Origin of the sequence: Streptomyces sp. NPDC101151, from assembly GCF_044768335.1 — a bacterium.
Lineage (GTDB): Bacteria > Actinomycetota > Actinomycetes > Streptomycetales > Streptomycetaceae > Streptomyces.
In genome coordinates, this window is the sequence record NZ_JBIWPP010000001.1 from 399,181 (window position 1) to 420,155 (window position 20,975).

A 20,975-nucleotide genomic window follows, 5' to 3' on the forward strand; every position below is an offset into this window, starting at 1 on the left:
CGACCCACGCGGTCGGGTGTGTCGAATCCCGCAGACCTTCGCCGCAAGGCGAAAAGGGCGCAGATTTCGGTGGCCGGTGTCGGCTCGCCATGCGGTTGAAGGCACGCACGAAAGCCAGGGCACACCCCAGGCACAAGGTCTGAGCGTACCTACCTCATTCGCTGTGGTCAAAACAAATGGAACTCGGCGGCCTCACCCTGCGAGGCATGTCAAGCCGCTGTACCCTACGTGATCTTCGAATCGACAGTTCCAGGCGCGCCGTCGATCTCGGTCCACGCCCACCCCATGGCCCTCTGTGCCGTTCTCAGGCCCTGCCATCGAGTGCACGGTCTCCCCCTTCCCGGCAGCGCCGGCAGCACCCCGGCCGCCCCGTGACGGCTCTTCACGGCCCATCGGTACGCCGAAGGGCGGCCACCCCGAAACGGAGTGACCGCCCTTCATGCAGCTCGCTTACTGGTTGTACGGACCGTAGTCGTAGTCCTCCAGCGGAACGGCCTGGCCGGAGCCCGTGCCGAACGGCGAGTAGTCGATGTCGTCGTAGCCGACGGCCGAGTACATCGCGGCCTTGGCCTCCTCGGTCGGCTCGACCCGGATGTTGCGGTAGCGGGACAGGCCCGTACCGGCCGGGATGAGCTTACCGATGATGACGTTCTCCTTGAGGCCGATCAGGGAGTCGGACTTGGCGTTGATCGCCGCGTCCGTCAGCACCCTGGTCGTCTCCTGGAAGGACGCCGCCGACAGCCAGGACTCCGTGGCCAGCGAGGCCTTGGTGATACCCATGAGCTGCGGACGACCCGAGGCCGGGTGACCGCCCTCCTGGACCACACGACGGTTCTCGGTCTCGAACTTCGAGCGCTCCACCAGCTCGCCGGGCAGCAGCTCGGCGTCGCCGGACTCGATGATCGTCACGCGGCGGAGCATCTGCCGGATGATGATCTCGATGTGCTTGTCGTGGATCGACACACCCTGCGAGTTGTAGACCTTCTGGACCTCGCCGACCAGGTGGACCTGGACGGCACGCTGACCCAGGATGCGCAGCACGTCGTGCGGGTTGGTGGCACCCACGGTGAGCTGCTGGCCCACCTCGACGTGGTCGCCCTCGCGAACCAGGACCTTGGCACGCTTCGAGATCGGGAACGCCGTCTCGTCGCTGCCGTCGTCCGGGGTGACGACGAGCTTCTTGGTCTTCTCGGTCTCCTCGATCCGCACGCGGCCGGAGGCCTCGGAGATCGGGGCGACACCCTTCGGGGTACGGGCCTCGAAGAGCTCGACGACACGGGGCAGACCCTGGGTGATGTCGTCACCGGCCACACCACCGGTGTGGAAGGTACGCATCGTCAGCTGGGTACCGGGCTCACCGATGGACTGGGCGGCGATGATGCCGACCGCCTCACCGATGTCGACCAGCTTGCCGGTGGCGAGCGAGCGGCCGTAGCACATCGCGCAGGTGCCGACGGCGGACTCACAGGTCAGGACCGAGCGGGTCTTGACCTCCTCGATGCCCGCGGCGACCAGCTGGTCGATGAGGACGTCACCGAGGTCGACGCCCGCCGGGGCGAGCACCTTGCCGTCGACGACGATGTCCTCGGCGAGGCAGCGCGCGTACACGCTGGTCTCGGCGTTGTCCGCCTTGCGCAGGACGCCGTCGGCGCCGCGCTCGGCGATGGCCAGCTTGAGGCCGCGCTCGGTGCCGCAGTCCTCCTCGCGGATGATGACGTCCTGCGAGACGTCCACCAGACGACGGGTCAGGTAACCCGAGTCGGCGGTACGCAGGGCGGTGTCCGCCAGACCCTTACGGGCACCGTGCGTGGAGATGAAGTACTCCAGCACGGAGAGACCCTCACGGAACGACGCCTTGATGGGCCGCGGGATGGTCTCGTTCTTGGCGTTCGACACCAGACCACGCATACCGGCGATCTGCCGCATCTGCATCATGTTTCCTCGGGCACCCGAGTCAACCATCATGAAGATGGGGTTCGTCTTGGGGAAGTTCTCGTTCATCGCCTCGGCGACCTCATTGGTCGCCTTGGTCCAGATCGCGATGAGCTCCTGAGTGCGCTCTTCCTTGGTGATCAGACCGCGCTCGTACTGCTTCTGGACCTTCTCGTCCTGCGCCTCGTAACCCGCGACGATCGCCTTCTTCGCCTCGGGGACGACGACGTCGGAGATGGCCACGGTGACACCGGAGCGGGTGCCCCAGTAGAAGCCGGCCGCCTTCAGGTTGTCGAGCGTCGCCGCCACGATGACCTTGGGGTAGCGCTCAGCCAGGTCGTTGACGATCTCGCCGAGCTGCTTCTTGCCCACCGAGTAGTCGACGAACGGGTAGTCCTCGGGCAGCAGCTCGTTGAAGAGCGCGCGGCCCAGGGTCGTACGCAGGCGGAAGGTGTCACCCTGCTGCCACTCCGGCTCGCCCTCCTCCTGCGCCGGCGGGGTCCAGCCGCGCGGCGGGATGGTGCCCACCGGGAAGCGGATGTCGACCGCGGACTGCAGCGCGAGCTCACCGGCGTCGAACGCCATGGTCGCCTCGGCCGTGGAGCCGAACGCGCGGCCCTCGCCCTTGGTGTCGCGCAGCTCGCCGTCGGTCGTCAGGAAGAACAGACCGAGGACCATGTCCTGGGTCGGCATCGTCACCGGACGGCCGTCGGCGGGCTTGAGGATGTTGTTCGAGGACAGCATCAGGATGCGGGCCTCGGCCTGCGCCTCCGCGGAGAGCGGCAGGTGCACGGCCATCTGGTCACCGTCGAAGTCCGCGTTGAACGCGGTGCAGACGAGCGGGTGGATCTGGATGGCCTTGCCCTCGACCAGCTGCGGCTCGAAGGCCTGGATGCCGAGGCGGTGCAGGGTGGGAGCACGGTTCAGCAGAACCGGGTGCTCGGCGATGACCTCTTCGAGGACGTCGTACACGACCGTGCGGCCGCGCTCCACCATGCGCTTGGCGCTCTTGATGTTCTGCGCGTGGTTCAGGTCGACCAGGCGCTTCATCACGAACGGCTTGAAGAGCTCCAGCGCCATGGCCTTGGGCAGACCGCACTGGTGCAGCTTCAGCTGCGGGCCGACGACGATGACGGAACGCGCCGAGTAGTCGACTCGCTTACCGAGCAGGTTCTGACGGAATCGACCCTGCTTGCCCTTCAGCATGTCGCTGAGGGACTTCAGCGGACGGTTGCCGGGGCCCGTGACCGGGCGACCACGACGGCCGTTGTCGAAGAGCGCGTCGACGGCCTCCTGGAGCATGCGCTTCTCGTTGTTGACGATGATCTCGGGCGCACCGAGGTCGAGAAGGCGCTTCAGGCGGTTGTTGCGGTTGATGACACGGCGGTACAGGTCGTTCAGGTCGGAGGTCGCGAAGCGGCCACCGTCCAGCTGCACCATCGGACGCAGGTCCGGCGGGATGACCGGGACGCAGTCCAGGACCATGCCCTTGGGGCTGTTGGACGTCTGCAGGAACGCGGAGACGACCTTCAGCCGCTTGAGGGCGCGGGTCTTCTTCTGGCCCTTGCCGGTGCGGATGATCTCGCGGAGCTTCTCGGCCTCCTCCTCGAGGTCGAAGGACTCCAGGCGCTTCTGCAGCGCCGCGGCACCCATCGAGCCGTCGAAGTACGTGCCGAAGCGGTCACGCAGCTCGCGGTAGAGCAGCTCGTCGCCCTCGAGGTCCTGGACCTTGAGGTTCTTGAACCGGTTCCACACCTCGTCGAGGCGGTCGATCTCGCGCTGCGCACGGTCGCGCAGCTGCTTCATCTCACGCTCGGCACCCTCGCGCACCTTGCGGCGCACGTCGGCCTTGGCGCCCTCGGCCTCCAGCTCGGCCAGGTCGGTCTCGAGCTTCTTGGCGCGGGCCTCCAGGTCGGAGTCGCGACGGTTCTCGATCTGCTGGCGCTCCACCGAGACATGCGCCTCCAGGGAGGGCAGGTCGCGGGTACGGCGCTCCTCGTCGACGTACGTGATCATGTACGCCGCGAAGTAGATGACCTTCTCCAGGTCCTTCGGAGCGAGGTCGAGCAGGTAACCCAGGCGCGACGGGACGCCCTTGAAGTACCAGATGTGCGTGACGGGGGCGGCCAGTTCGATGTGGCCCATCCGCTCACGGCGCACCTTGGCGCGCGTGACCTCGACGCCACAGCGCTCGCAGATGATGCCCTTGAAGCGGACACGCTTGTACTTGCCGCAGTAGCACTCCCAGTCCCGGGTCGGACCGAAGATCTTCTCGCAGAAGAGTCCGTCCTTCTCGGGCTTGAGGGTGCGGTAGTTGATGGTCTCGGGCTTCTTGACCTCGCCGTGGCTCCACTGACGGATGTCGTCAGCGGTGGCCAGGCCGATCCGGAGCTCGTCGAAGAAGTTGACGTCGAGCACTATGCGTCAATCCCTCTCAGGGTCGAAAGTCTTTGGTCTGAAACGGGGGCCTGGGGGTCGGCGGGGCCCTGTGGGTGAGGGCCCCGCCGGACTCCCGTCAGACCTCTTCGACGCTGCTCGGCTCGCGCCGGGACAGGTCGATACCGAGCTCCTCCGCAGCGCGGAAGACGTCCTCGTCGGTGTCGCGCATCTCGATGGACATACCGTCGCTGGACAGCACCTCCACGTTCAGGCAGAGCGACTGCATCTCCTTGATGAGCACCTTGAAGGACTCGGGGATGCCGGGCTCGGGGATGTTCTCGCCCTTGACGATGGCCTCGTAGACCTTCACGCGACCGGTGACGTCGTCGGACTTGATGGTCAGCAGCTCCTGGAGGGCGTACGCGGCGCCGTACGCCTCGAGCGCCCACACCTCCATCTCACCGAAGCGCTGGCCACCGAACTGGGCCTTACCACCCAGCGGCTGCTGGGTGATCATCGAGTACGGGCCGGTCGAACGGGCGTGCAGCTTGTCGTCGACCAGGTGGTGCAGCTTGAGGATGTACATGTAGCCGACCGAGATCGGGTCCGGGAACGGCTCACCGCTACGGCCGTCGAACAGCCGCGCCTTGCCGGACGGGAGCACCATGCGCTCGCCGTCGCGGTTCGGGATGGTGTGCTGGAGCAGACCCGCCAGCTCGTCCTCACGGGCACCGTCGAAGACCGGGGTCGCGACGTTGGTGCGCGGGGCGACCTGGTCGGCGCCGATGACCTGCAGGCGCTGCGCCCACTCGTCCGCGAGGCCGGAGACGTCCCAGCCGCGGCTGGCGAGCCAGCCGAGGTGGATCTCCAGGACCTGTCCCGGGTTCATTCGGGACGGCACACCCAGCGGGTTGAGGATGATGTCGACCGGGGTGCCGTCCTCCAGGAACGGCATGTCCTCGATCGGCAGGATCTTGGAGATGACACCCTTGTTGCCGTGCCGGCCGGCGAGCTTGTCACCGTCGGTGATCTTTCGCTTCTGCGCCACGTACACGCGCACAAGCTGGTTCACACCCGGGGGAAGCTCGTCGCCCTCCTCGCGGTCGAAGACGCGGACGCCGATGACCTTGCCGGTCTCGCCGTGCGGCACCTTCAGCGAGGTGTCACGGACCTCACGGGCCTTCTCACCGAAGATCGCGCGCAGCAGGCGCTCCTCGGGGGTCAGCTCGGTCTCACCCTTCGGGGTCACCTTGCCGACGAGGATGTCGCCGGCGATGACCTCGGCACCGATGCGGATGATGCCGCGCTCGTCGAGGTCGGCGAGGACCTCCTCGGAGACGTTCGGGATGTCCCGGGTGATCTCCTCGGGGCCGAGCTTGGTGTCACGGGCGTCGACCTCGTGCTCCTCGATGTGGATCGAGGAGAGGACGTCGTCCTGCACGAGGCGCTGCGACAGGATGATCGCGTCCTCGTAGTTGTGACCCTCCCACGGCATGAACGCCACGAGCAGGTTCTTGCCGAGCGCCATCTCGCCGTTCTGGGTGGCGGGACCGTCGGCGAGCACCTGGCCCGTGATGATCCGGTCGCCCTCGTTGACGATGACCTTCTGGTTGACCGAGGTGCCCTGGTTGGACCGGGAGAACTTGGCCAGGCGGTACGTGATGTACGTGCCGTCGTCGTTGGCGGTGGTGATGTAGTCCGCGGAGACCTCCTGGACCACACCGTCCTTCTCGGCCTTGACCACGTCGCCGGCGTCGGCCGCGGAGCGGTACTCCATGCCGGTGCCGACGAGCGGGGCCTCGGACTTGATGAGGGGCACGGCCTGACGCATCATGTTCGCGCCCATGAGGGCACGGTTGGCGTCGTCGTGCTCGAGGAACGGGATCATGGCGGTCGCGACCGACACCATCTGGCGCGGCGAGACGTCCATGTAGTCGACGTCCTCGGGGCTGACGTAGTCGACCTCACCGCCACGGCGGCGCACCAGGACGCGGGCCTCGGCGAAGCGGAGGTCGTCCCCCAGCGTCGCGTTGGCCTGCGCGATGACGAAGCGGTCCTCCTCGTCGGCGGTCAGGTAGTCGACCTCGTCGGTGACCTGGCCGTCGTTCACCTTGCGGTACGGGGTCTCGACGAAACCGAACGCGTTCACACGGCCGTACGAGGCCAGCGAACCGATCAGACCGATGTTCGGGCCTTCGGGCGTCTCGATCGGGCACATGCGGCCGTAGTGAGACGGGTGCACGTCACGGACCTCGAAGCCGGCCCGCTCACGGGAGAGACCACCCGGACCAAGAGCCGACAGACGGCGCTTGTGGGTGAGACCCGACAGCGGGTTGTTCTGGTCCATGAACTGGGACAGCTGGCTCGTGCCGAAGAACTCCTTGATGGAGGCGACGACCGGCCGGATGTTGATCAGGGTCTGCGGCGTGATCGCCTCGACGTCCTGGGTGGTCATGCGCTCGCGCACGACGCGCTCCATACGGGCGAGACCCGTACGGACCTGGTTCTGGATCAGCTCGCCGACGCTGCGCAGACGACGGTTGCCGAAGTGGTCGATGTCGTCCGTCTCGACGACGATCATGTCGCCGTTGTCACCGGTGGTCTCGGTCTCGCCGGCGTGCAGCTGCACCAGGTACTTGATCGTCGAGATGATGTCCTCGACGGTCAGGATGCCCGCGTCGAGCGGAGCGTCCGCACCCAGCTTCTTGTTGACCTTGTAGCGGCCGACCTTGGCGAGGTCGTAGCGCTTCGGGTTGAAGTAGAGGTTCTCGAGAAGCGTCTGCGCGGCCTCACGCGTGGGGGGCTCGCCCGGACGCAGCTTGCGGTAGATGTCGAGCAGCGCGTCGTCCTGGCCCTGGGTGTGGTCCTTCTCCAGGGTGGCGCGCATCGACTCGTAGTCGCCGAACTCCTCGAGGATCTGCTCGGTCGTCCAGCCGAGCGCCTTCAGGAGGACGGTGACGGACTGCTTGCGCTTACGGTCGATGCGGACGCCGACCATGTCGCGCTTGTCGATCTCCATCTCCAGCCAGGCACCCCGGGACGGGATGATCTTGGCGGAGAAGATGTCCTTGTCGGACGTCTTGTCGATGGAGGAGTCGAAGTAGACACCGGGGGAACGGACCAGCTGCGACACCACGACACGCTCGGTGCCGTTGATGACGAAAGTGCCCTTGTTCGTCATGAGCGGGAAGTCGCCCATGAAGACAGTCTGGGACTTGATCTCACCGGTCTCGTTGTTGGTGAACTCGGCGGTGACGAAGAGCGGGGCCGCGTACGTGAAGTCGCGCTCCTTGCACTCGTCGATGGAGTTCTTCGGCGGCTCGAAGCGGTGGTCCCGGAACGTCAGGGACATCGACCCGGAGAAGTCCTCGATCGGGGAGATCTCCTCGAAGATCTCCTCCAGACCGGACTTGGTGGGGACGTCCTGACCGTTCTCAAGAGCCTCCTCGACGCGAGCCTTCCACGCGTCGTTGCCGAGCAGCCAGTCGAAGCTCTCGGTCTGGAGCGCGAGAAGGTTCGGAACCTCGAGGGGCTCCTTGATCTTTGCAAAAGAGATGCGCAGCGGGGCGGTGCTGGCGCCGTTGTTCGTATTCGCGGTCGAGGCGTTGCGCGAGGCGGCCAAGAGGGGGTCCTTCCGAGGGCTCGGACTCACTACGCGCGTACCGGTCCCTCCCCCAGACACAGAGACGGAAACCCCAGGTCAGGGGAGCTTCGGTCATCGGTGCTCGAGTGAGGGCAGACCCCTGGTGACGGGCAGGGGACAGCTAACAGGCAGCGCAAAGGGTCAGTGTAGCCACTTGGCACACTGATGTCCAGTGCGGGTTTTTTGAGACCCTCGTTGTTCTCAACGCCCTTGTCATCGCCCTCGGCATGCCTGCCCTCAACGCACGGTGATACTGCCCTCTTCGTCGTCGATCCATGCCTCGGATTCGGATCCTTGTGACGACGCGTCCTGAGAATTGCGCGCTGCGTGCGGTTCGTCAAGGCCCCCCAAGCCCAAACCGGACCGTCCGGAGACACAACGAAGATCACCATACCCGTCGTCACCACGGGTACAAGGCAACCGAGGCCGGTCCTCCGGATACGCCGAAGAGCGACCACCCGGATGGATGATCGCTCTTCGGTGCGTTCGCGTTACAGCCCTAGGAGGCCGTACTCAGCGCGCGGAGAGAGTCGCGGAGACTCGGAGAGGTCTTACTTGACCTCGACGGAGGCGCCGGCGCCCTTGAGGGACTCGGCGGCCTTCTCGGCGGCGTCCTTGGCGACCTTCTCGAGAACGGGCTTCGGGGCGCCGTCCACGAGGTCCTTGGCCTCCTTCAGACCCAGGGAGGTCAGCTCACGCACGACCTTGATGACCTGGATCTTCTTGTCGCCGGCACCGGTGAGGATGACGTCGAACTCGTCCTGCTCCTCAGGGGCCTCGGCCGGGGCGCCGGGGGCGGCGGGGCCCGCAACGGCGACCGCGGCGGCGGCGGTGACGTCGAACTTCTCCTCGAACGCCTTCACGAACTCGGAGAGCTCGATGAGGGTCATCTCCTCGAACTGCGCGAGCAGGTCTTCCTGGCTGAGCTTCGCCATGATGGGCGATCCTTCCACTAATTCGGCTGGTGCCGGATGTACTGGGTGAGGCGGGCGTACGTCGGCCCGCTGCGACCCGTGCCGCCTAGGCGGCCAAGGTCAGAAAGCGAGCCGAATTACTCGGCACCGCCCTGCTCGTCCCGCTTGGCGCGAAGAGCGTCCACGGTGCGGACGAGCTTCGAGGGAAGCGCCTGGAAGAGCTGAGCAGCCTGAGACTGCTTGCCCTTGAAGGCACCCGCCAGCTTGGAGAGCAGAACCTCGCGGGACTCGAGGTCCGCAAGCTTCTTGATCTCGTCGGCGGACAGCGCCTTGCCGTCAAGGACACCGCCCTTGATGACGAGATTCGGGTTGTCCTTGGCGAAGTCACGGAGACCCTTCGCCGACTCCACCGGGTCACCGGTGACGAAGGCGACAGCCGTCGGACCGTTGAAGAGGTCGTCCAGCGTGTTGATCCCGGCCTCGTTGGCCGCAATCTTGGTCAGCGTGTTCTTCACCACGGCGTACTGGGCGTTCTCACCGAGCGACCGGCGCAGCGTCTTGAGCTGCGCCACGGTGAGACCGCGGTACTCGGTCAGCACGGCAGCGTTGGAGTTGCGGAACTGCTCCGTCAACTCGGCCACTGCGGCAGCCTTGTCGGGCCTCGCCATAGAGCCTCGGCCTCCTTCCGGGTGATTCTGACCGCGCGGACCCGAAGGAGGACTGGGGAAACGAAACGCCCCGGCGCAGGCGCACGGGGCGGACTCGACCGGCTGCACACGGGTGAACGCGTGCCCCGGGAGTTCTTCCACTGTCACCTGCGCGGGTCGCCCACTTTTCAGCGGATCCTTCGGCCACCGCACCCTCATTCAAGCGTGCGGCAACGACCAGCGGTCTTTGGCTTCGTTAGGAGAGTACGGGACCGGGGCGCGGTCGAGCAAATCGGGCTCTACGGGGCTCAGCCGCGGCCCTTTGCCGGGGGCTTCTGGATGTCCACCGTGTCCCCGGCGGAGGGCTTCTCGACGGTCACGGGGGTGCCGTACTCGCTGAAGGTGGCGGTCAGGTCCAGCTCGCCGTGCCGGCCGAAGCCCTGGACGCGCTGCCGCTTGACGCGGTCCCGGCCGTCGATCCACACGTCCAGGGTGAGGTCGAGGACGCCCATCTTCGCGTACGTGTCCAGGCTCTGCTTGCGGCCCGCGTGGCCCGGCCCGGTCCGGCCCTTGAGCCAGCCGCGGAGGCCGTCGACGGTGACCGTGCCCGTGTAGTGCGTGGTGCGGGCCCTGTCGACGGTCTCGGTGCCCACGCGGTGGATGTCCTCCGCCGCACCCAGGAAGGCCGCCTCCCGGGCCGGATTGCGTCCGGCCTGGTCACGCAGTCCGCCGACGTCCATCTTCAGGCCACCGCCGGAGCGGAATCTGCCGGTCGTGCCGAAGTCGATCCAGTGCTTGCCGGGGACCGCTTCCTGGGTCACGCCCTGCTTGCTCATGCTCTGGTACACATGCCCGTCGACCAGGCGCAGCTCGGCCGTGCCCGCGTCCGCGCCGGCGAGGGTGATCAGCTTCACCCGGGCCGCCGAGGGTGTGGTGCCGACCCGGCCCTCGATGCGCACCCTGCCCGGCTCCGGCATCCGGCCGGTGACGAGATAGCGCAGCGAGGGGACGGCCTCGGTGTTCCTGGCCGCCCGGGCGACGGCCGCCGCTGCCGGTCCCCCGGGGGCCTTTTCGCCGGTGGCGGCCGTCGTACAGCCGGTCGCTGCGGCGGTGGCGAGGAGGGCGGCGAGCGGCAGACGTATGGACAACCTCATGGAACTCCCCCAAGGAACACATGGCCGGCGTGGTCCGCGCACAGCAAGATCGCGAGCGTACCTCAGGGGGTAACGGGGGGCTCCTGGATTCAGGAGCTGGTGCCGGTGCCGCCGGACTTCATCAGCTCCTTGAAGTCCTTGGTGTCGGCGGCCGGGGGTTCCTCGGCGGAGACCTTCACGCCGTAGTCGCTGTAGTAGGCCGTGCTGGTCATGGCGCCGGTCGCCATGTCCGCCTTCTCGACCTTCTTGACCAGCAGGTCCTGGTCGTTGACCCAGATGTCGACCGTCTCCGTGGTGACGCCCGCCTGGCTGAGCTGCTTCTTCAGGCCGGCCAGCTGGTCGGCGGTCAGGTTGCTGTTCTTGTCGGCGAGGTCGGCCACGTTGACCGTGCCCGAGTAGTGCGTGGCGTCGACGCCGGAGACCTTCTCCTGGCCGACCTTCTTGACGTCGCCGGAGGCCAGCAGCAGCTTCACCGACTGGTTCGGCGTGGTGTTCTGCATCTGGTCCTTCAGGTAGGCGCCGGAGCCGCCGCCGAGCTTGGCGAGGTCGTCGTACGCGTACTTGATCCAGTGCTTGCCGCCGAACTGCTGGGCGAACTTCTCGCTCATCTTCGCGTAGTAGGCGTCCGGCAGATAGCGGGCCTCCATCGACGTGGAGCCGGCCTGGCGCATGGCGTCGGCCATCTTGCCGCCGGTGTACGTGATGGTGAGATTGCCCTTGAGGCCGTCGCCCCAGGCGAGGGCGCCGTTCGCCGTCATCGACATCGTGTCGCCGATGGACGTGCTGGACCGGACCTTGGCGGACTCGGCCTTGTCGGTCGACTTCTCGGCCGAGCGCAGGGCCGCGAGGGGGCTGACATGCGTGACGCTCCTGCCGACCGCCTTGTCGCCCTTGCCGGAGTCCTCGGAGCCGCAGGCGGCCACCCCGGCCAGCGCGGTCATCACAGCGACGGAAAGGGTCACCCGGCGTACGGTCCTGCTCTTCATCTAGTCCCACCCCTATGCGAGTCCTGTGCCTGCACCGTAGCCCAGGCCGCTGACAATCGTACGAAAGGTCGCACAAAGAAAGGACGGGCCCCGAACCTCGAAGGTTGCAGGGCCCGCCCTCTACTTGCGCGTACCTGACGCGGCTACCGGGGTGAGCGAGAGGCTCAGACGGCGGCCGGGTCCTCCTCGACGAGGAGGTTGCGGGTGCGGTTCGGGTCGAGCGGGATGCCAGGGCCCATCGTGGTGGTGATGGCGGCCTTCTTGATGTAGCGACCCTTGGCGGCGGACGGCTTCAGACGGAGGATCTCCTCCAGCGCGGCGCCGTAGTTCTCCACCAGCTTGGTGTCGTCGAACGACGACTTGCCGATGATGAAGTGCAGGTTCGAGTGCTTGTCGACGCGGAACTCGATCTTGCCGCCCTTGATCTCCGTGACGGCCTTGGTCACGTCGGGGGTGACGGTGCCCGTCTTCGGGTTCGGCATCAGACCACGCGGGCCGAGGACGCGGCCGAGGCGGCCGACCTTGCCCATGAGGTCCGGGGTGGCGACGACGGCGTCGAAGTCCAGACGGCCCTTCGCCACCTCGTCGATCAGCTCGTCGGAACCGACGATGTCGGCGCCCGCGGCACGCGCGGCCTCGGCACGGTCACCGGTCGCGAAGACCAGGACCCGGGCGGTCTTACCGGTGCCGTGCGGAAGGTTCACGGTGCCACGGACCATCTGGTCGGCCTTGCGCGGGTCGACACCCAGGCGGAAGGCGACCTCGACGGTACCGTCGAACTTGGTCGTGGAGGTCTCCTTGGCGAGACGGACGGCCTCGAGCGGGGCGTACAGCTTCTCCCGGTCGATCTTGGCGTCCGCAGCGCGGAGAGCCTTGCTGCGCTTGCTCACAACTGCTCCTGTGTGTTCTGAAAGGAGTCGTGGTACGGGCCGAGCAGGCCCTGCCACGGTTTCTTGCCTGCGGGGGTTGAGGTCAGCCCTCGACCGTGACGCCCATGGAACGCGCGGTACCGGCGATGATCTTCGCGGCGGCGTCCAGGTCGTTGGCGTTGAGGTCGGGCATCTTGGTGGTGGCGATCTCGCGGACCTGCGCCTCGGTGATCTTGGCGACCTTGGTCTTGTGCGGCTCGCCGGAGCCCTTCTCAATGCCCGCGGCCTTGAGGATCATCTTCGCGGCCGGCGGAGTCTTGGTCACGAAGGTGAAGGAACGGTCCTCGTAGACCGTGATCTCCACCGGGATGACCCAGCCACGCTGCGACTCGGTCGCGGCGTTGTAGGCCTTGCAGAACTCCATGATGTTGACGCCGTGCTGACCCAGCGCGGGGCCGACCGGCGGAGCCGGGTTGGCGGCGCCGGCCTGGATCTGGAGCTTGATGAGCCCCGTGACCTTCTTCTTCTTGGGAGGCATGCTCTCTCCGGGTCCTTACTGAGAGGTTGATTACCATCTGCGTCATGGGATGTACCGGGAAATGGATGATCCCGCAGATGGCATACCGCACAACGATAGCCGCAGTCGCCCTGGGACAAGAAATCGACCAGGTCAGACGGCCTGCGCGGGCCTGCTGAGCCGTCTCCACCAGAGCATGGCGGCAAGCAGCGCGACCAGGGCCGACCCGCCCGGCAGCGCGAGCAGCAGGGCCACGTCGGCCGTGCCGACGTCGTCCGCGAGGGCGGCCCGCTGCGGCTCCCCGGGCACGTACCGCACCACCACGGTGTCACCGGTGTCGCGCCCCTCGGCGCTCGTGCCGGCCGGCAGCTCCGCGACCACCCGCTCGCCCGCGACCGTGAACTCCACCTGGCAGCCGCCGAAGAAGCAGCCCTCGCCCCCGTCGTGGAAGGTGCCCGTGGCCTCGGTGCCGCCCTGGGCTGCGACGCGCTGCCACGCGGCCGGGAAGCAGACCACGAGCGTCAGCGTCAGCAGGAGCAGCGCGGCGGCCCCGCACGCGAGGGCGCCGCCGGAACGCCGAAGGCGCCCCGGCCCGGTGTCCACCGGTGGGGCGCCCTGGTCGTGCAGGTCCGTCAGGGGCTCAGTTCTTCTGGATCTGGTCGAAGGAGAGCTCGACCGGCGTCTCGCGGCCGAAGATCTCCACCAGGCCCTTGACCTTCTTCGAGTCGGGGTTGATCTCGTTGATGGTCGCCTGGAGCGTGGCGAACGGGCCGTCGGTGACGGTGACCGAGTCGCCGACCTCGAAGTCCAGCACCTGGACCTCGACCTTGCGCTGCGGGGCGGGCTTGCCCTCGGCCTCGGCTGCCTCGCGGGCGGCCTTCTCCTCGGCCTCCGGGGCGAGCATCTTGACGATCTCGTCCAGGGTCAGCGGGTAGGGGTCGTAGGCGTTGCCGACGAAGCCGGTGACGCCGGGGGTGTTGCGGACGACGCCCCAGGACTCGTTGGTCAGGTCCATGCGGACCAGGACGTAACCCGGCAGCTTGTTCTGCTTGATCGTCTTGCGGTCGCCGTTCTTGATCTGGACGACCTCTTCCTGCGGCACCTCGGCCTGGAAGATGTAGTCCTCGACGTTCAGCGAGACGGCGCGCTGCTCCAGGTTGGTCTTCACGCGGTTCTCGTAGCCGGCGTAGGTGTGGATGACGTACCACTCGCCGGGGAGGGTGCGCAGCTCCTCGCGCAGGGCCTCGACCGGGTCGACGGGCTCCGCGGGCTCTTCCTCGACGGCCTCGACGGCTTCGGCGTCCTCGTCCGCCGGGGAGACGGTCTCGGCCTCCTCGGCGTCTTCGTCTTCCTCGTCCTCGACGTGCAGCGCGGCCTCCTCGGCCGGCTCGCCCGCCTCGGCCTCGGCAGCCTCGAACTCGTCCTGCTCGTCCGCGCCCTCGACGATGTCGAGCTCGTCGTCCACCGTCTCGGCGGCACTCTCGCGAGGCTCGGTGGCGTCGTTCAGGTTCGGGTCAGACACGATGGCTGCTTCTTCCTGGATACATAGGGGTGGAACATGCGAAAACGGGCGCCGGTACCACGGCGCCCTTCGCTCTTGGCTCAGCCGAAGACGTACTTGGCCGCGTGGTTGAGCCCATAGTCAATCACGGTCACCAGGGCGATCATGATGGCGACGAAGAAGATCACCACGGTGGTGTACGACGTCAGCTGGTTGCGCGTCGGCCAGACGACCTTGCGAAGTTCCGCAATGATCTGGCGGTAGAAGATGGCGAGGCGCTTCAGCGGGCCCTTCTTGGCGCGCTTGCCGCCCTTGCGGGCCTTCTTCTTGGACTCGGGCACCTCGTCCTGAGCATCAGGCGTGTCGATGGAGCCCACGGCGTCCGTCATTCGTCCTCACCTGATCCCGGGTCGTGGCCGTGCCGCGCCCGGTTTCTGAGCCGCACGGCGGTGCAATGCTGTACGTACATGCGCACACATCCTGGCGGTGTGTGTAGCAGGGCCGGAGGGACTTGAACCCCCAACCGCTGGTTTTGGAGACCAGTGCTCTACCAATTGAGCTACGACCCTTTGTGTGTCCCCCAACGTACCGCATCCGACCGGGTGCTCGGTGTGCACCGGTTGTGTGCGGCTGCTGAAGGCCAACGAGGTGTGAGTGTACGTGGTCTGCGGCCCGGCGTCGAACAGAAAGTGCCCGTCCGGAGCCACCTGACCGAAGATCGTCCTGGCCGGGGGCTGGATTCGGACCCCTGTTCATGCCTCGACCCCTTGCTGTTCAGTCTGTGAAACCCGTGTGCCGGGGGCGTTTCCGGTCTGGAACGATGGGCCCCATGAGCGCTGCAAACCCTCCCACTGAGCGCCGGGTCTCCGCCCGAGTCGGCGCGATCTCCGAGTCCGCCACCCTTGCCGTGGACGCCAAGGCCAAGGCCCTGAAGGCCGCCGGGCGTCCGGTGATCGGCTTCGGCGCCGGCGAGCCCGACTTCCCGACCCCGGACTACATCGTCGAGGCGGCCGTCGAAGCCTGCAAGAACCCGAAGTACCACCGCTACACCCCGGCCGGCGGCCTGCCCGAACTGAAGGCCGCGATCGCCGCGAAGACGCTGCGGGACTCCGGCTACGAGGTCGACGCGTCCCAGATCCTGGTGACCAACGGCGGCAAGCAGGCCATCTACGAGGCGTTCGCCGCGATCCTCGACCCGGGCGACGAGGTCATCGTCCCGGCCCCGTACTGGACGACCTACCCCGAGTCGATCCGGCTCGCGGGCGGTGTCCCGGTGGAGGTCGTCGCCGACGAGACGACCGGCTACCGGGTGAGCGTGGAGCAGCTGGAGGCGGCCCGCACGGAGAAGACGAAGGTCGTGCTCTTCGTCTCCCCGTCCAACCCGACCGGCGCCGTCTACAGCCGGCAGGAGGCCGAGGCGATCGGCCGCTGGGCCGTCGAGCACGGCCTGTGGGTCCTCACCGACGAGATCTACGAGCACCTCGTCTACGGCGACGCGAAGTTCACCTCGCTGCCCGCTCTCCTGCCCGAGCTGCGCGACAAGTGCATCGTGGTCAACGGCGTGGCGAAGACGTACGCCATGACCGGCTGGCGTGTGGGCTGGGTCATCGGCCCGAAGGACGTCGTCAAGGCGGCGACGAACCTGCAGTCGCACGCCACCTCGAACGTCTCCAACGTGGCCCAGGTGGCCGCCCTGGCCGCCGTCTCCGGCGACCTGGAGGCCGTGGCGAAGATGCGCGAGGCCTTCGACCGGCGCCGCAAGACCATCGTGCGGATGCTCAACGAGATCGACGGCGTGCTCTGCCCGGAGCCCGAGGGCGCGTTCTACGCCTACCCGTCGGTCAAGGGTCTGCTCGGCAAGGAGATCCGTGGCAAGCGCCCGCAGGACACCGTCGAGCTGGCCGCGCTGATCCTGGAGGAGGCCGAGGTCGCGGTCGTCCCGGGCGAGGCCTTCGGCACGCCGGGCTATCTGCGGCTGTCGTACGCGCTCGGTGACGAGGACCTCGTCGAGGGTGTGAGCCGGATGCAGAAGCTGCTGGCGGAGGCGCAGGACTGAGGTCCTGTTCGCGGTACGCGCGCGTGCGGGCCGTTTCCCTTCGGGAGGCGGCCCGTTCGCATGTGCGAGCAAGACCACGTTCGGGGAAAGAGCTACCGATGCGACCGGGACGTACGGCAGGATCCTGGGATGGAGCGTGTACGTGATCTCTCTGAGCTGCCGAAGGCCCATCTGCACCTGCACTTCACCGGTTCGATGCGGCCGGGGACCGTCCTGGAGCTGGCCGACAAGTACGGCGTGCGCCTGCCCGAGACGCTGACCGAGGCACTGACCAGCGGGGAACCGCCGAAGCTGCGGGCCACGGACGAGCGGGGCTGGTTCCGTTTCCAGCGGCTGTACGACGCGGCGCGCTCCTGCCTCAGGGAGCCGGAGGACATCCAGCGACTGGTCAGGGAGGCCGCCGAGGAGGATCTGACGGACGGCTCGGGCTGGCTGGAGATCCAGGTGGACCCGACGTCGTACGCGCCCCGGCTGGGCGGTCTGATCCCGGCTCTGGAGATCATCCTGGACGCGGTGGACACGGCGGTGCGGGAGACCGGGCTCGGGATGCGGGTCCTGGTGGCGGCGAACCGCATGAAACACCCCCTGGACGCGCGCACGCTGGCCCGTCTGGCCGTCCGCTACGCCGAGCGGGGTGTGGTCGGCTTCGGGCTGTCGAACGACGAACGGCGGGGCATGGCACGGGACTTCGACCGTGCCTTCGCCATCGCGCGCGACGGCGGTCTGCTGGCGGCGCCGCACGGCGGCGAGCTGACCGGTCCGGCATCGGTGCGGGACTGCCTGGACGACCTGCATGCTTCGCGGATCGGGCACGGGGTGCGCGCGGCGGAGGACCCGCGGCTGCTCAAGCGGCTGGCCGACCGAGGCGTGACCTGCGAGGTCTGCCCGGCGTCGAACGTGGCGCTGGGCGTCTACGAGAAGCCGGAGGACGTGCCGCTGCGCACGCTCTTCGAGGCGGGGGTCCCGATGGCCCTCGGCGCCGACGACCCGCTGCTGTTCGGTTCCCGGCTGGCCGCCCAGTACGAGATCGCCCGCCACCACCACGGTTTCACGGATGCCGAAATCGCGGAGCTGGCCCGGCAGTCGGTGCGGGGTTCGGCCGCGCCGGAGGACGTCAGGGTGCGGCTGCTGGCCGGTATCGACGACTGGCTGGCTCGCCCGGTCGCCTGAAGTGGCCGTAGGGCGGACAGGGCTGGAAGCCGATCAGGACCTCGAGGGGATGCCCGCCGCCGGGCGGCTGGACCAGCGACGGCAGCGCCGCCATCAGTGCCGGGCGCCCTTCGGCGACGCCCTTCCGGCGCGGCCCCCAGCCTGCCGTGTGGGCGAGTCCGGTGGCGGTCTCGGCGAACACGTCCCGGCTGCCGAACAGGAAGAACGTGCGGGCGTGCGTGGTGTGCCGCAGCTCGCCCCGGAAGTGCGTCCGTTCCCGCCGCTCGCGCCAGGACGCGGCGTCCCGCGCGGTGCGTGCCTCGTCGGTGCGGACGGTCAGCGGGGTGCTGTGGCGCAGCTTGCGGCGCAGTTCGGGCCACTGGCTGGGGCGCAGGCCGAGCGAGTGGTGGGCCAGGACGAGGTCTATCCGCTCGCCCACGCCCTCGGCGGGCGGGACTCCGTCGCGCAGCGGGACATGGACGATCGTGTGCCGGGAGCAGGAGGCGAAGGAGAACAGGCCCGCCAGCCGGTTCAGGCCGTCGTGGTCGCCGTACAGCAGGCCGATGGGCTCGGGGGCGCGCAGTGAGGTGTGGCGCAGGGGCCGGCGGGGCTGGACGACCCGGTGCTCGTACGGCCCTGTCCTGGGCCTGAATTCGCGCAGCCTCAGCCGCATGCGCGTTCCCTCATGGCCTCAGGGTCGCGGCCGGCCGTCACTCTGCGCCATGGAGTTTCCCCCGGCGATGCCGCCCAGCAGGGTCCGGACGAGCCGGGCTGCGAACGTGTCCACGGGCGGCCGTTCGCCGCTTTCGGTGGCGTCGTAGGCGAACGCGCGCTGGGCGCAGGCGCCGAGCAGGAGCGAGGCGGCCGCGAAGGTGTCGGCGTCCGCGCGGACGCGGCCTGCGGCCTGCTCGGCGCTCAGATAGGCGTCCAGGCTCTCGATCGGCATGTGCGGGCCTGAGCCGATCTTCCGCAGCCCGTCGTCGTGCCGTTGCTTGAGCTGTGTCTCGGCGTACAGCGAGGCGGCGATCGGGAAGCTCTGCTCGTAGAAGAGGGCGGCCCGGCGGGCGATCTCGGTGAGGTTCTCCTCCAGGGTGCCCTGTCCCGGCTGTGCCGCGAGGCCGCTCAGCAGCGGGGTGAGCCGGGGCAGCCGTTCGGCCAGCACCCGGACGAAGAGATCCTCCTTGCTGTCGAAGTATTTGTAGAGCGCCGCCTCGGAGCAGCCGGCCGCCCTGGCGATCTCCTTGGTCGTGGCGCGGGCGAGTCCGACGGTGAGCATCAACTCGTGTGCGGCGTCGAGGATGCGGACACGCGCCGGCTTCGTCTCCATGGAACGTCCAATCGGGCTTGACGAGTGGGTGAGTGCTTACCCACTCTAGAAGGACAGCAGGGTGAGTGAATACTCACCCACCTGAGGGGAGTATGGAAATCGCCATGAAGCTCACCGTTTTCGGCGCCACCGGCGGGATAGGCCGGGAGATCGTCCGTCAGGCGCTCGGCGCGGGTCACCGGGTGACCGCCGTCGTCCGCGATCCGTCCCGGCTGGGGGTCACGGGTGACGCCCTGGAGGTGTTCCGCGCGGACCTCGGCGACCCGGAGGAGCTGCGCGCCGCCGTCGCCGGCCGGGACGCCGTCCTGTCGGGCCTCGGCGCACGCAGCCGCAAGGACGCGGGGGTGGCCACCCGGCTCACCCGTGCGGTCCTCGGAGCCATGGAGGCCGAGGAGGTGCGACGGGTGCTGGTGGTCAGTGCCGGCCCGGTCGGACCGGCGCCCGAGGACGACGGCTTCCTGGACCGAGGGGCGCGGGGCCTGGTGTCGGCGATCCTCAAGGACGTCTACGCCGACCTGCGCGAGATGGAGGCCGAGCTGGCGCGCAGCGGCACGGACTGGACGTCGGTGCGGCCGCCGCGCCTGCAGGACAAGCCGCTCACCGGCCACTACCGCACGGTCGTCGGCGGTTTCCCGCCCAAGGGCCGATTCATCGCCCGCGCGGACGTCGCCCACGCGATGCTGTCGATGGTCGACGACATGGGGACGGTGAAGCAGGGGGTGGGAGTCGCGTACTGAGCCGCGCCGGCCGCGCGCCCACCGCCGTTGCGGCTACAGGCCGACTCCGATGGTCACCGGCTCGTTGACCAGCGTGACCCCGAAGGCCTCGCGGACTCCGGCGACGACCTCGCGCGCCAGGGCCAGCAGGTCCTCGGTGGTGGCGCCGCCCCGGTTGGTGAGAGCGAGCGTGTGCTTGGTGGAGATACGGGCGGGCCCGGAGCCGTACCCCTTGGTGAAGCCCGCCTTGTCGATCAGCCAGGCCGCCGAGGTCTTGGTGCGGCCCTCCCCGGCGGGGTAGGCGGGCGGCTCGGTGCCCTCGCCCAGCCGCTCCCGCACGCGCGCGTGGAACGCGGCGAACTGCTCCTCGGTGAGGATCGGGTTGGTGAAGAAGGACCCGGCGGACCAGGTGTCGTGGTCCTCGGGGTCGAGGACCATGCCCTTGCCCGCGCGCAGCTTGAGCACGGTCTCGCGGGCGACGGCGAGCGGCACCCTCTCCCCCGGCCCCACACCGAGCGCACGGGCCACCTCGGCGTATTTGACCGGCGCCGACAGCCCGTCCGCGGCCTCCAGCTCGAAGCGGACGCGCAGCACGACATAGCGCTCGGGGGCGGCCTTGAAGCGGCTGTGCCGGTAGGAGAAGGCGCACTCCTCGTTCGTCAGCGTTACGGTCTCGCCGGCCCGGCGGTCGTACGCGATCACCTCGGTGATCGTCGAGGAGACCTCCTGGCCGTACGCCCCCACGTTCTGAATCGGGGTCGCGCCCGCCGAGCCCGGAATCCCGGCCAGGCACTCGATGCCGGCGAGCCCGGCCTCGACGGTGCGGGCGACGGCGTCGGTCCAGACCTCGCCGGCCGCCAGCTCCAGCGTCGTGCCGCGCAGTTCGAATCCGGTCGTGGCGATGCGCAGGGCGGTGCCGTCGAAGCCCTTGTCGCCGATGACCAGGTTGGATCCGCCGCCGATGAGCAGCAGCGGCGTGCCTGTGTCGTCGGCGTCGCGGACGGCGGCGATCACCTCGGCGTCGGTCGTCGCGGTGACCAGCCGGGTGGCGGGGCCGCCCAGCCGGAAGGTGGTCAGCGGGGCGAGGGGGGCATCGTGGAGTTCCTGCACGCGCTCAAGACTACGAGACGGCACCGACAGCACTGCGGGACGGCACCGGCGCCCGGCCCACTGACCATGCCCTCG

17 protein-coding genes and 1 tRNA gene are annotated in these 20,975 nt (G+C 68.3%); 3 read left to right on the forward strand and 15 right to left on the reverse strand.

The window, feature by feature from the left end:
- Positions 1-450: 450 nt before the first annotated feature.
- From ACIRU3_RS01900 to ACIRU3_RS01955, 12 genes are all read right to left on the reverse strand, one after another.
- Positions 451-4,350 carry a DNA-directed RNA polymerase subunit beta' gene (locus ACIRU3_RS01900; protein WP_404049938.1) on the reverse strand — a complete coding sequence of 1,300 codons (3,900 nt, stop codon included), beginning with the start codon at positions 4,348-4,350 and terminating at the stop codon, positions 451-453.
- 97 nt (positions 4,351-4,447) lie between these two features.
- A complete protein-coding gene (gene rpoB / locus ACIRU3_RS01905; protein ID WP_404049941.1) occupies positions 4,448-7,933 on the reverse strand; it encodes a DNA-directed RNA polymerase subunit beta in 3,486 nt (1,161 codons plus the stop codon).
- Between the two features lie 572 nt (positions 7,934-8,505).
- On the reverse strand, positions 8,506-8,889 hold the full coding sequence (gene rplL, locus ACIRU3_RS01910) for a 50S ribosomal protein L7/L12 (protein ID WP_404049944.1): 384 nt from the start codon (positions 8,887-8,889) through the stop codon (positions 8,506-8,508).
- Positions 8,890-9,005: 116 nt separating this feature from the next.
- Positions 9,006-9,536 (reverse strand): 50S ribosomal protein L10, encoded by a 531-nt coding sequence (rplJ, locus tag ACIRU3_RS01915; protein WP_404049947.1) that lies wholly within the window; start codon positions 9,534-9,536, stop codon positions 9,006-9,008.
- Positions 9,537-9,823: 287 nt separating this feature from the next.
- Entirely contained in the window at positions 9,824-10,669 is an 846-nt protein-coding gene (locus ACIRU3_RS01920; protein WP_404049950.1) for a hypothetical protein, read from the reverse strand.
- An 89-nt stretch (positions 10,670-10,758) separates the two neighbouring features.
- Complete coding sequence (locus ACIRU3_RS01925) at positions 10,759-11,655, reverse strand: hypothetical protein (protein WP_404049952.1); 897 nt, start codon at positions 11,653-11,655, stop codon at positions 10,759-10,761.
- A 164-nt stretch (positions 11,656-11,819) separates the two neighbouring features.
- Complete coding sequence (gene rplA, locus ACIRU3_RS01930) at positions 11,820-12,545, reverse strand: 50S ribosomal protein L1 (protein ID WP_404049954.1); 726 nt, start codon at positions 12,543-12,545, stop codon at positions 11,820-11,822.
- An 82-nt stretch (positions 12,546-12,627) separates the two neighbouring features.
- Positions 12,628-13,062 (reverse strand): 50S ribosomal protein L11, encoded by a 435-nt coding sequence (rplK, locus tag ACIRU3_RS01935; RefSeq protein WP_033528316.1) that lies wholly within the window; start codon positions 13,060-13,062, stop codon positions 12,628-12,630.
- 132 nt (positions 13,063-13,194) lie between these two features.
- Entirely contained in the window at positions 13,195-13,644 is a 450-nt protein-coding gene (locus ACIRU3_RS01940) for a DUF3592 domain-containing protein (RefSeq protein ID WP_404049956.1), read from the reverse strand.
- Positions 13,645-13,681: 37 nt separating this feature from the next.
- Positions 13,682-14,563 carry a transcription termination/antitermination protein NusG gene (nusG, locus tag ACIRU3_RS01945; protein ID WP_404049958.1) on the reverse strand — a complete coding sequence of 294 codons (882 nt, stop codon included), beginning with the start codon at positions 14,561-14,563 and terminating at the stop codon, positions 13,682-13,684.
- Positions 14,564-14,643: 80 nt separating this feature from the next.
- Complete coding sequence (secE, locus tag ACIRU3_RS01950) at positions 14,644-14,931, reverse strand: preprotein translocase subunit SecE (RefSeq protein ID WP_404049961.1); 288 nt, start codon at positions 14,929-14,931, stop codon at positions 14,644-14,646.
- 107 nt (positions 14,932-15,038) lie between these two features.
- Positions 15,039-15,111: transfer RNA gene (locus ACIRU3_RS01955), tRNA-Trp, on the reverse strand.
- A gap of 260 nt (positions 15,112-15,371) precedes the next feature.
- Between ACIRU3_RS01955 and ACIRU3_RS01960 the strand changes: the two genes are divergently transcribed.
- Positions 15,372-16,598 carry a pyridoxal phosphate-dependent aminotransferase gene (locus ACIRU3_RS01960; protein WP_404049964.1) on the forward strand — a complete coding sequence of 409 codons (1,227 nt, stop codon included), beginning with the start codon at positions 15,372-15,374 and terminating at the stop codon, positions 16,596-16,598.
- A gap of 129 nt (positions 16,599-16,727) precedes the next feature.
- Positions 16,728-17,768 carry an adenosine deaminase gene (locus tag ACIRU3_RS01965; RefSeq protein ID WP_404049966.1) on the forward strand — a complete coding sequence of 347 codons (1,041 nt, stop codon included), beginning with the start codon at positions 16,728-16,730 and terminating at the stop codon, positions 17,766-17,768.
- Here ACIRU3_RS01965 and ACIRU3_RS01970 read toward each other — a convergent pair.
- Both ACIRU3_RS01970 and ACIRU3_RS01975 read right to left on the reverse strand, forming a co-directional pair.
- The gene (locus ACIRU3_RS01970; protein ID WP_404049968.1) at positions 17,713-18,420 is read right to left on the reverse strand and encodes a hypothetical protein; all 708 of its coding nucleotides are present in this window, start codon (positions 18,418-18,420) and stop codon (positions 17,713-17,715) included. The two genes, ACIRU3_RS01965 and ACIRU3_RS01970, sit on opposite strands and share 56 nt — an antisense overlap.
- A gap of 18 nt (positions 18,421-18,438) precedes the next feature.
- Positions 18,439-19,074 carry a TetR/AcrR family transcriptional regulator gene (locus ACIRU3_RS01975; protein WP_404049970.1) on the reverse strand — a complete coding sequence of 212 codons (636 nt, stop codon included), beginning with the start codon at positions 19,072-19,074 and terminating at the stop codon, positions 18,439-18,441.
- 104 nt (positions 19,075-19,178) lie between these two features.
- Between ACIRU3_RS01975 and ACIRU3_RS01980 the strand changes: the two genes are divergently transcribed.
- Positions 19,179-19,811 carry an NAD(P)-dependent oxidoreductase gene (locus ACIRU3_RS01980; protein ID WP_404049972.1) on the forward strand — a complete coding sequence of 211 codons (633 nt, stop codon included), beginning with the start codon at positions 19,179-19,181 and terminating at the stop codon, positions 19,809-19,811.
- A gap of 33 nt (positions 19,812-19,844) precedes the next feature.
- On the opposite strand, the gene ACIRU3_RS01985 is transcribed toward ACIRU3_RS01980, so the two are convergent.
- Positions 19,845-20,933, reverse strand: coding sequence for a UDP-N-acetylmuramate dehydrogenase (locus ACIRU3_RS01985; RefSeq protein WP_404049975.1), 1,089 nt, complete (start codon positions 20,931-20,933; stop codon positions 19,845-19,847).
- Between the last annotated feature and the right edge of the window lie 42 nt (positions 20,934-20,975).

Coding starts and splice junctions, on each gene's coding strand:
- rplJ (WP_404049947.1), bottom strand. CDS start 9,536: ATGGCGAGGCCCGACAAGGCTGCCGCAGTGGCCGAGTTGACGGAGCAG.
- ACIRU3_RS01965 (WP_404049966.1), top strand. CDS start 16,728: ATGGAGCGTGTACGTGATCTCTCTGAGCTGCCGAAGGCCCATCTGCAC.
- ACIRU3_RS01925 (WP_404049952.1), bottom strand. CDS start 11,655: ATGAAGAGCAGGACCGTACGCCGGGTGACCCTTTCCGTCGCTGTGATG.
- rplL (WP_404049944.1), bottom strand. CDS start 8,889: ATGGCGAAGCTCAGCCAGGAAGACCTGCTCGCGCAGTTCGAGGAGATG.
- secE (WP_404049961.1), bottom strand. CDS start 14,931: ATGACGGACGCCGTGGGCTCCATCGACACGCCTGATGCTCAGGACGAG.
- ACIRU3_RS01975 (WP_404049970.1), bottom strand. CDS start 19,074: ATGGAGACGAAGCCGGCGCGTGTCCGCATCCTCGACGCCGCACACGAG.
- ACIRU3_RS01970 (WP_404049968.1), bottom strand. CDS start 18,420: ATGCGGCTGAGGCTGCGCGAATTCAGGCCCAGGACAGGGCCGTACGAG.
- rplK (WP_033528316.1), bottom strand. CDS start 13,062: ATGCCTCCCAAGAAGAAGAAGGTCACGGGGCTCATCAAGCTCCAGATC.
- ACIRU3_RS01960 (WP_404049964.1), top strand. CDS start 15,372: ATGAGCGCTGCAAACCCTCCCACTGAGCGCCGGGTCTCCGCCCGAGTC.
- ACIRU3_RS01920 (WP_404049950.1), bottom strand. CDS start 10,669: ATGAGGTTGTCCATACGTCTGCCGCTCGCCGCCCTCCTCGCCACCGCC.
- ACIRU3_RS01980 (WP_404049972.1), top strand. CDS start 19,179: ATGAAGCTCACCGTTTTCGGCGCCACCGGCGGGATAGGCCGGGAGATC.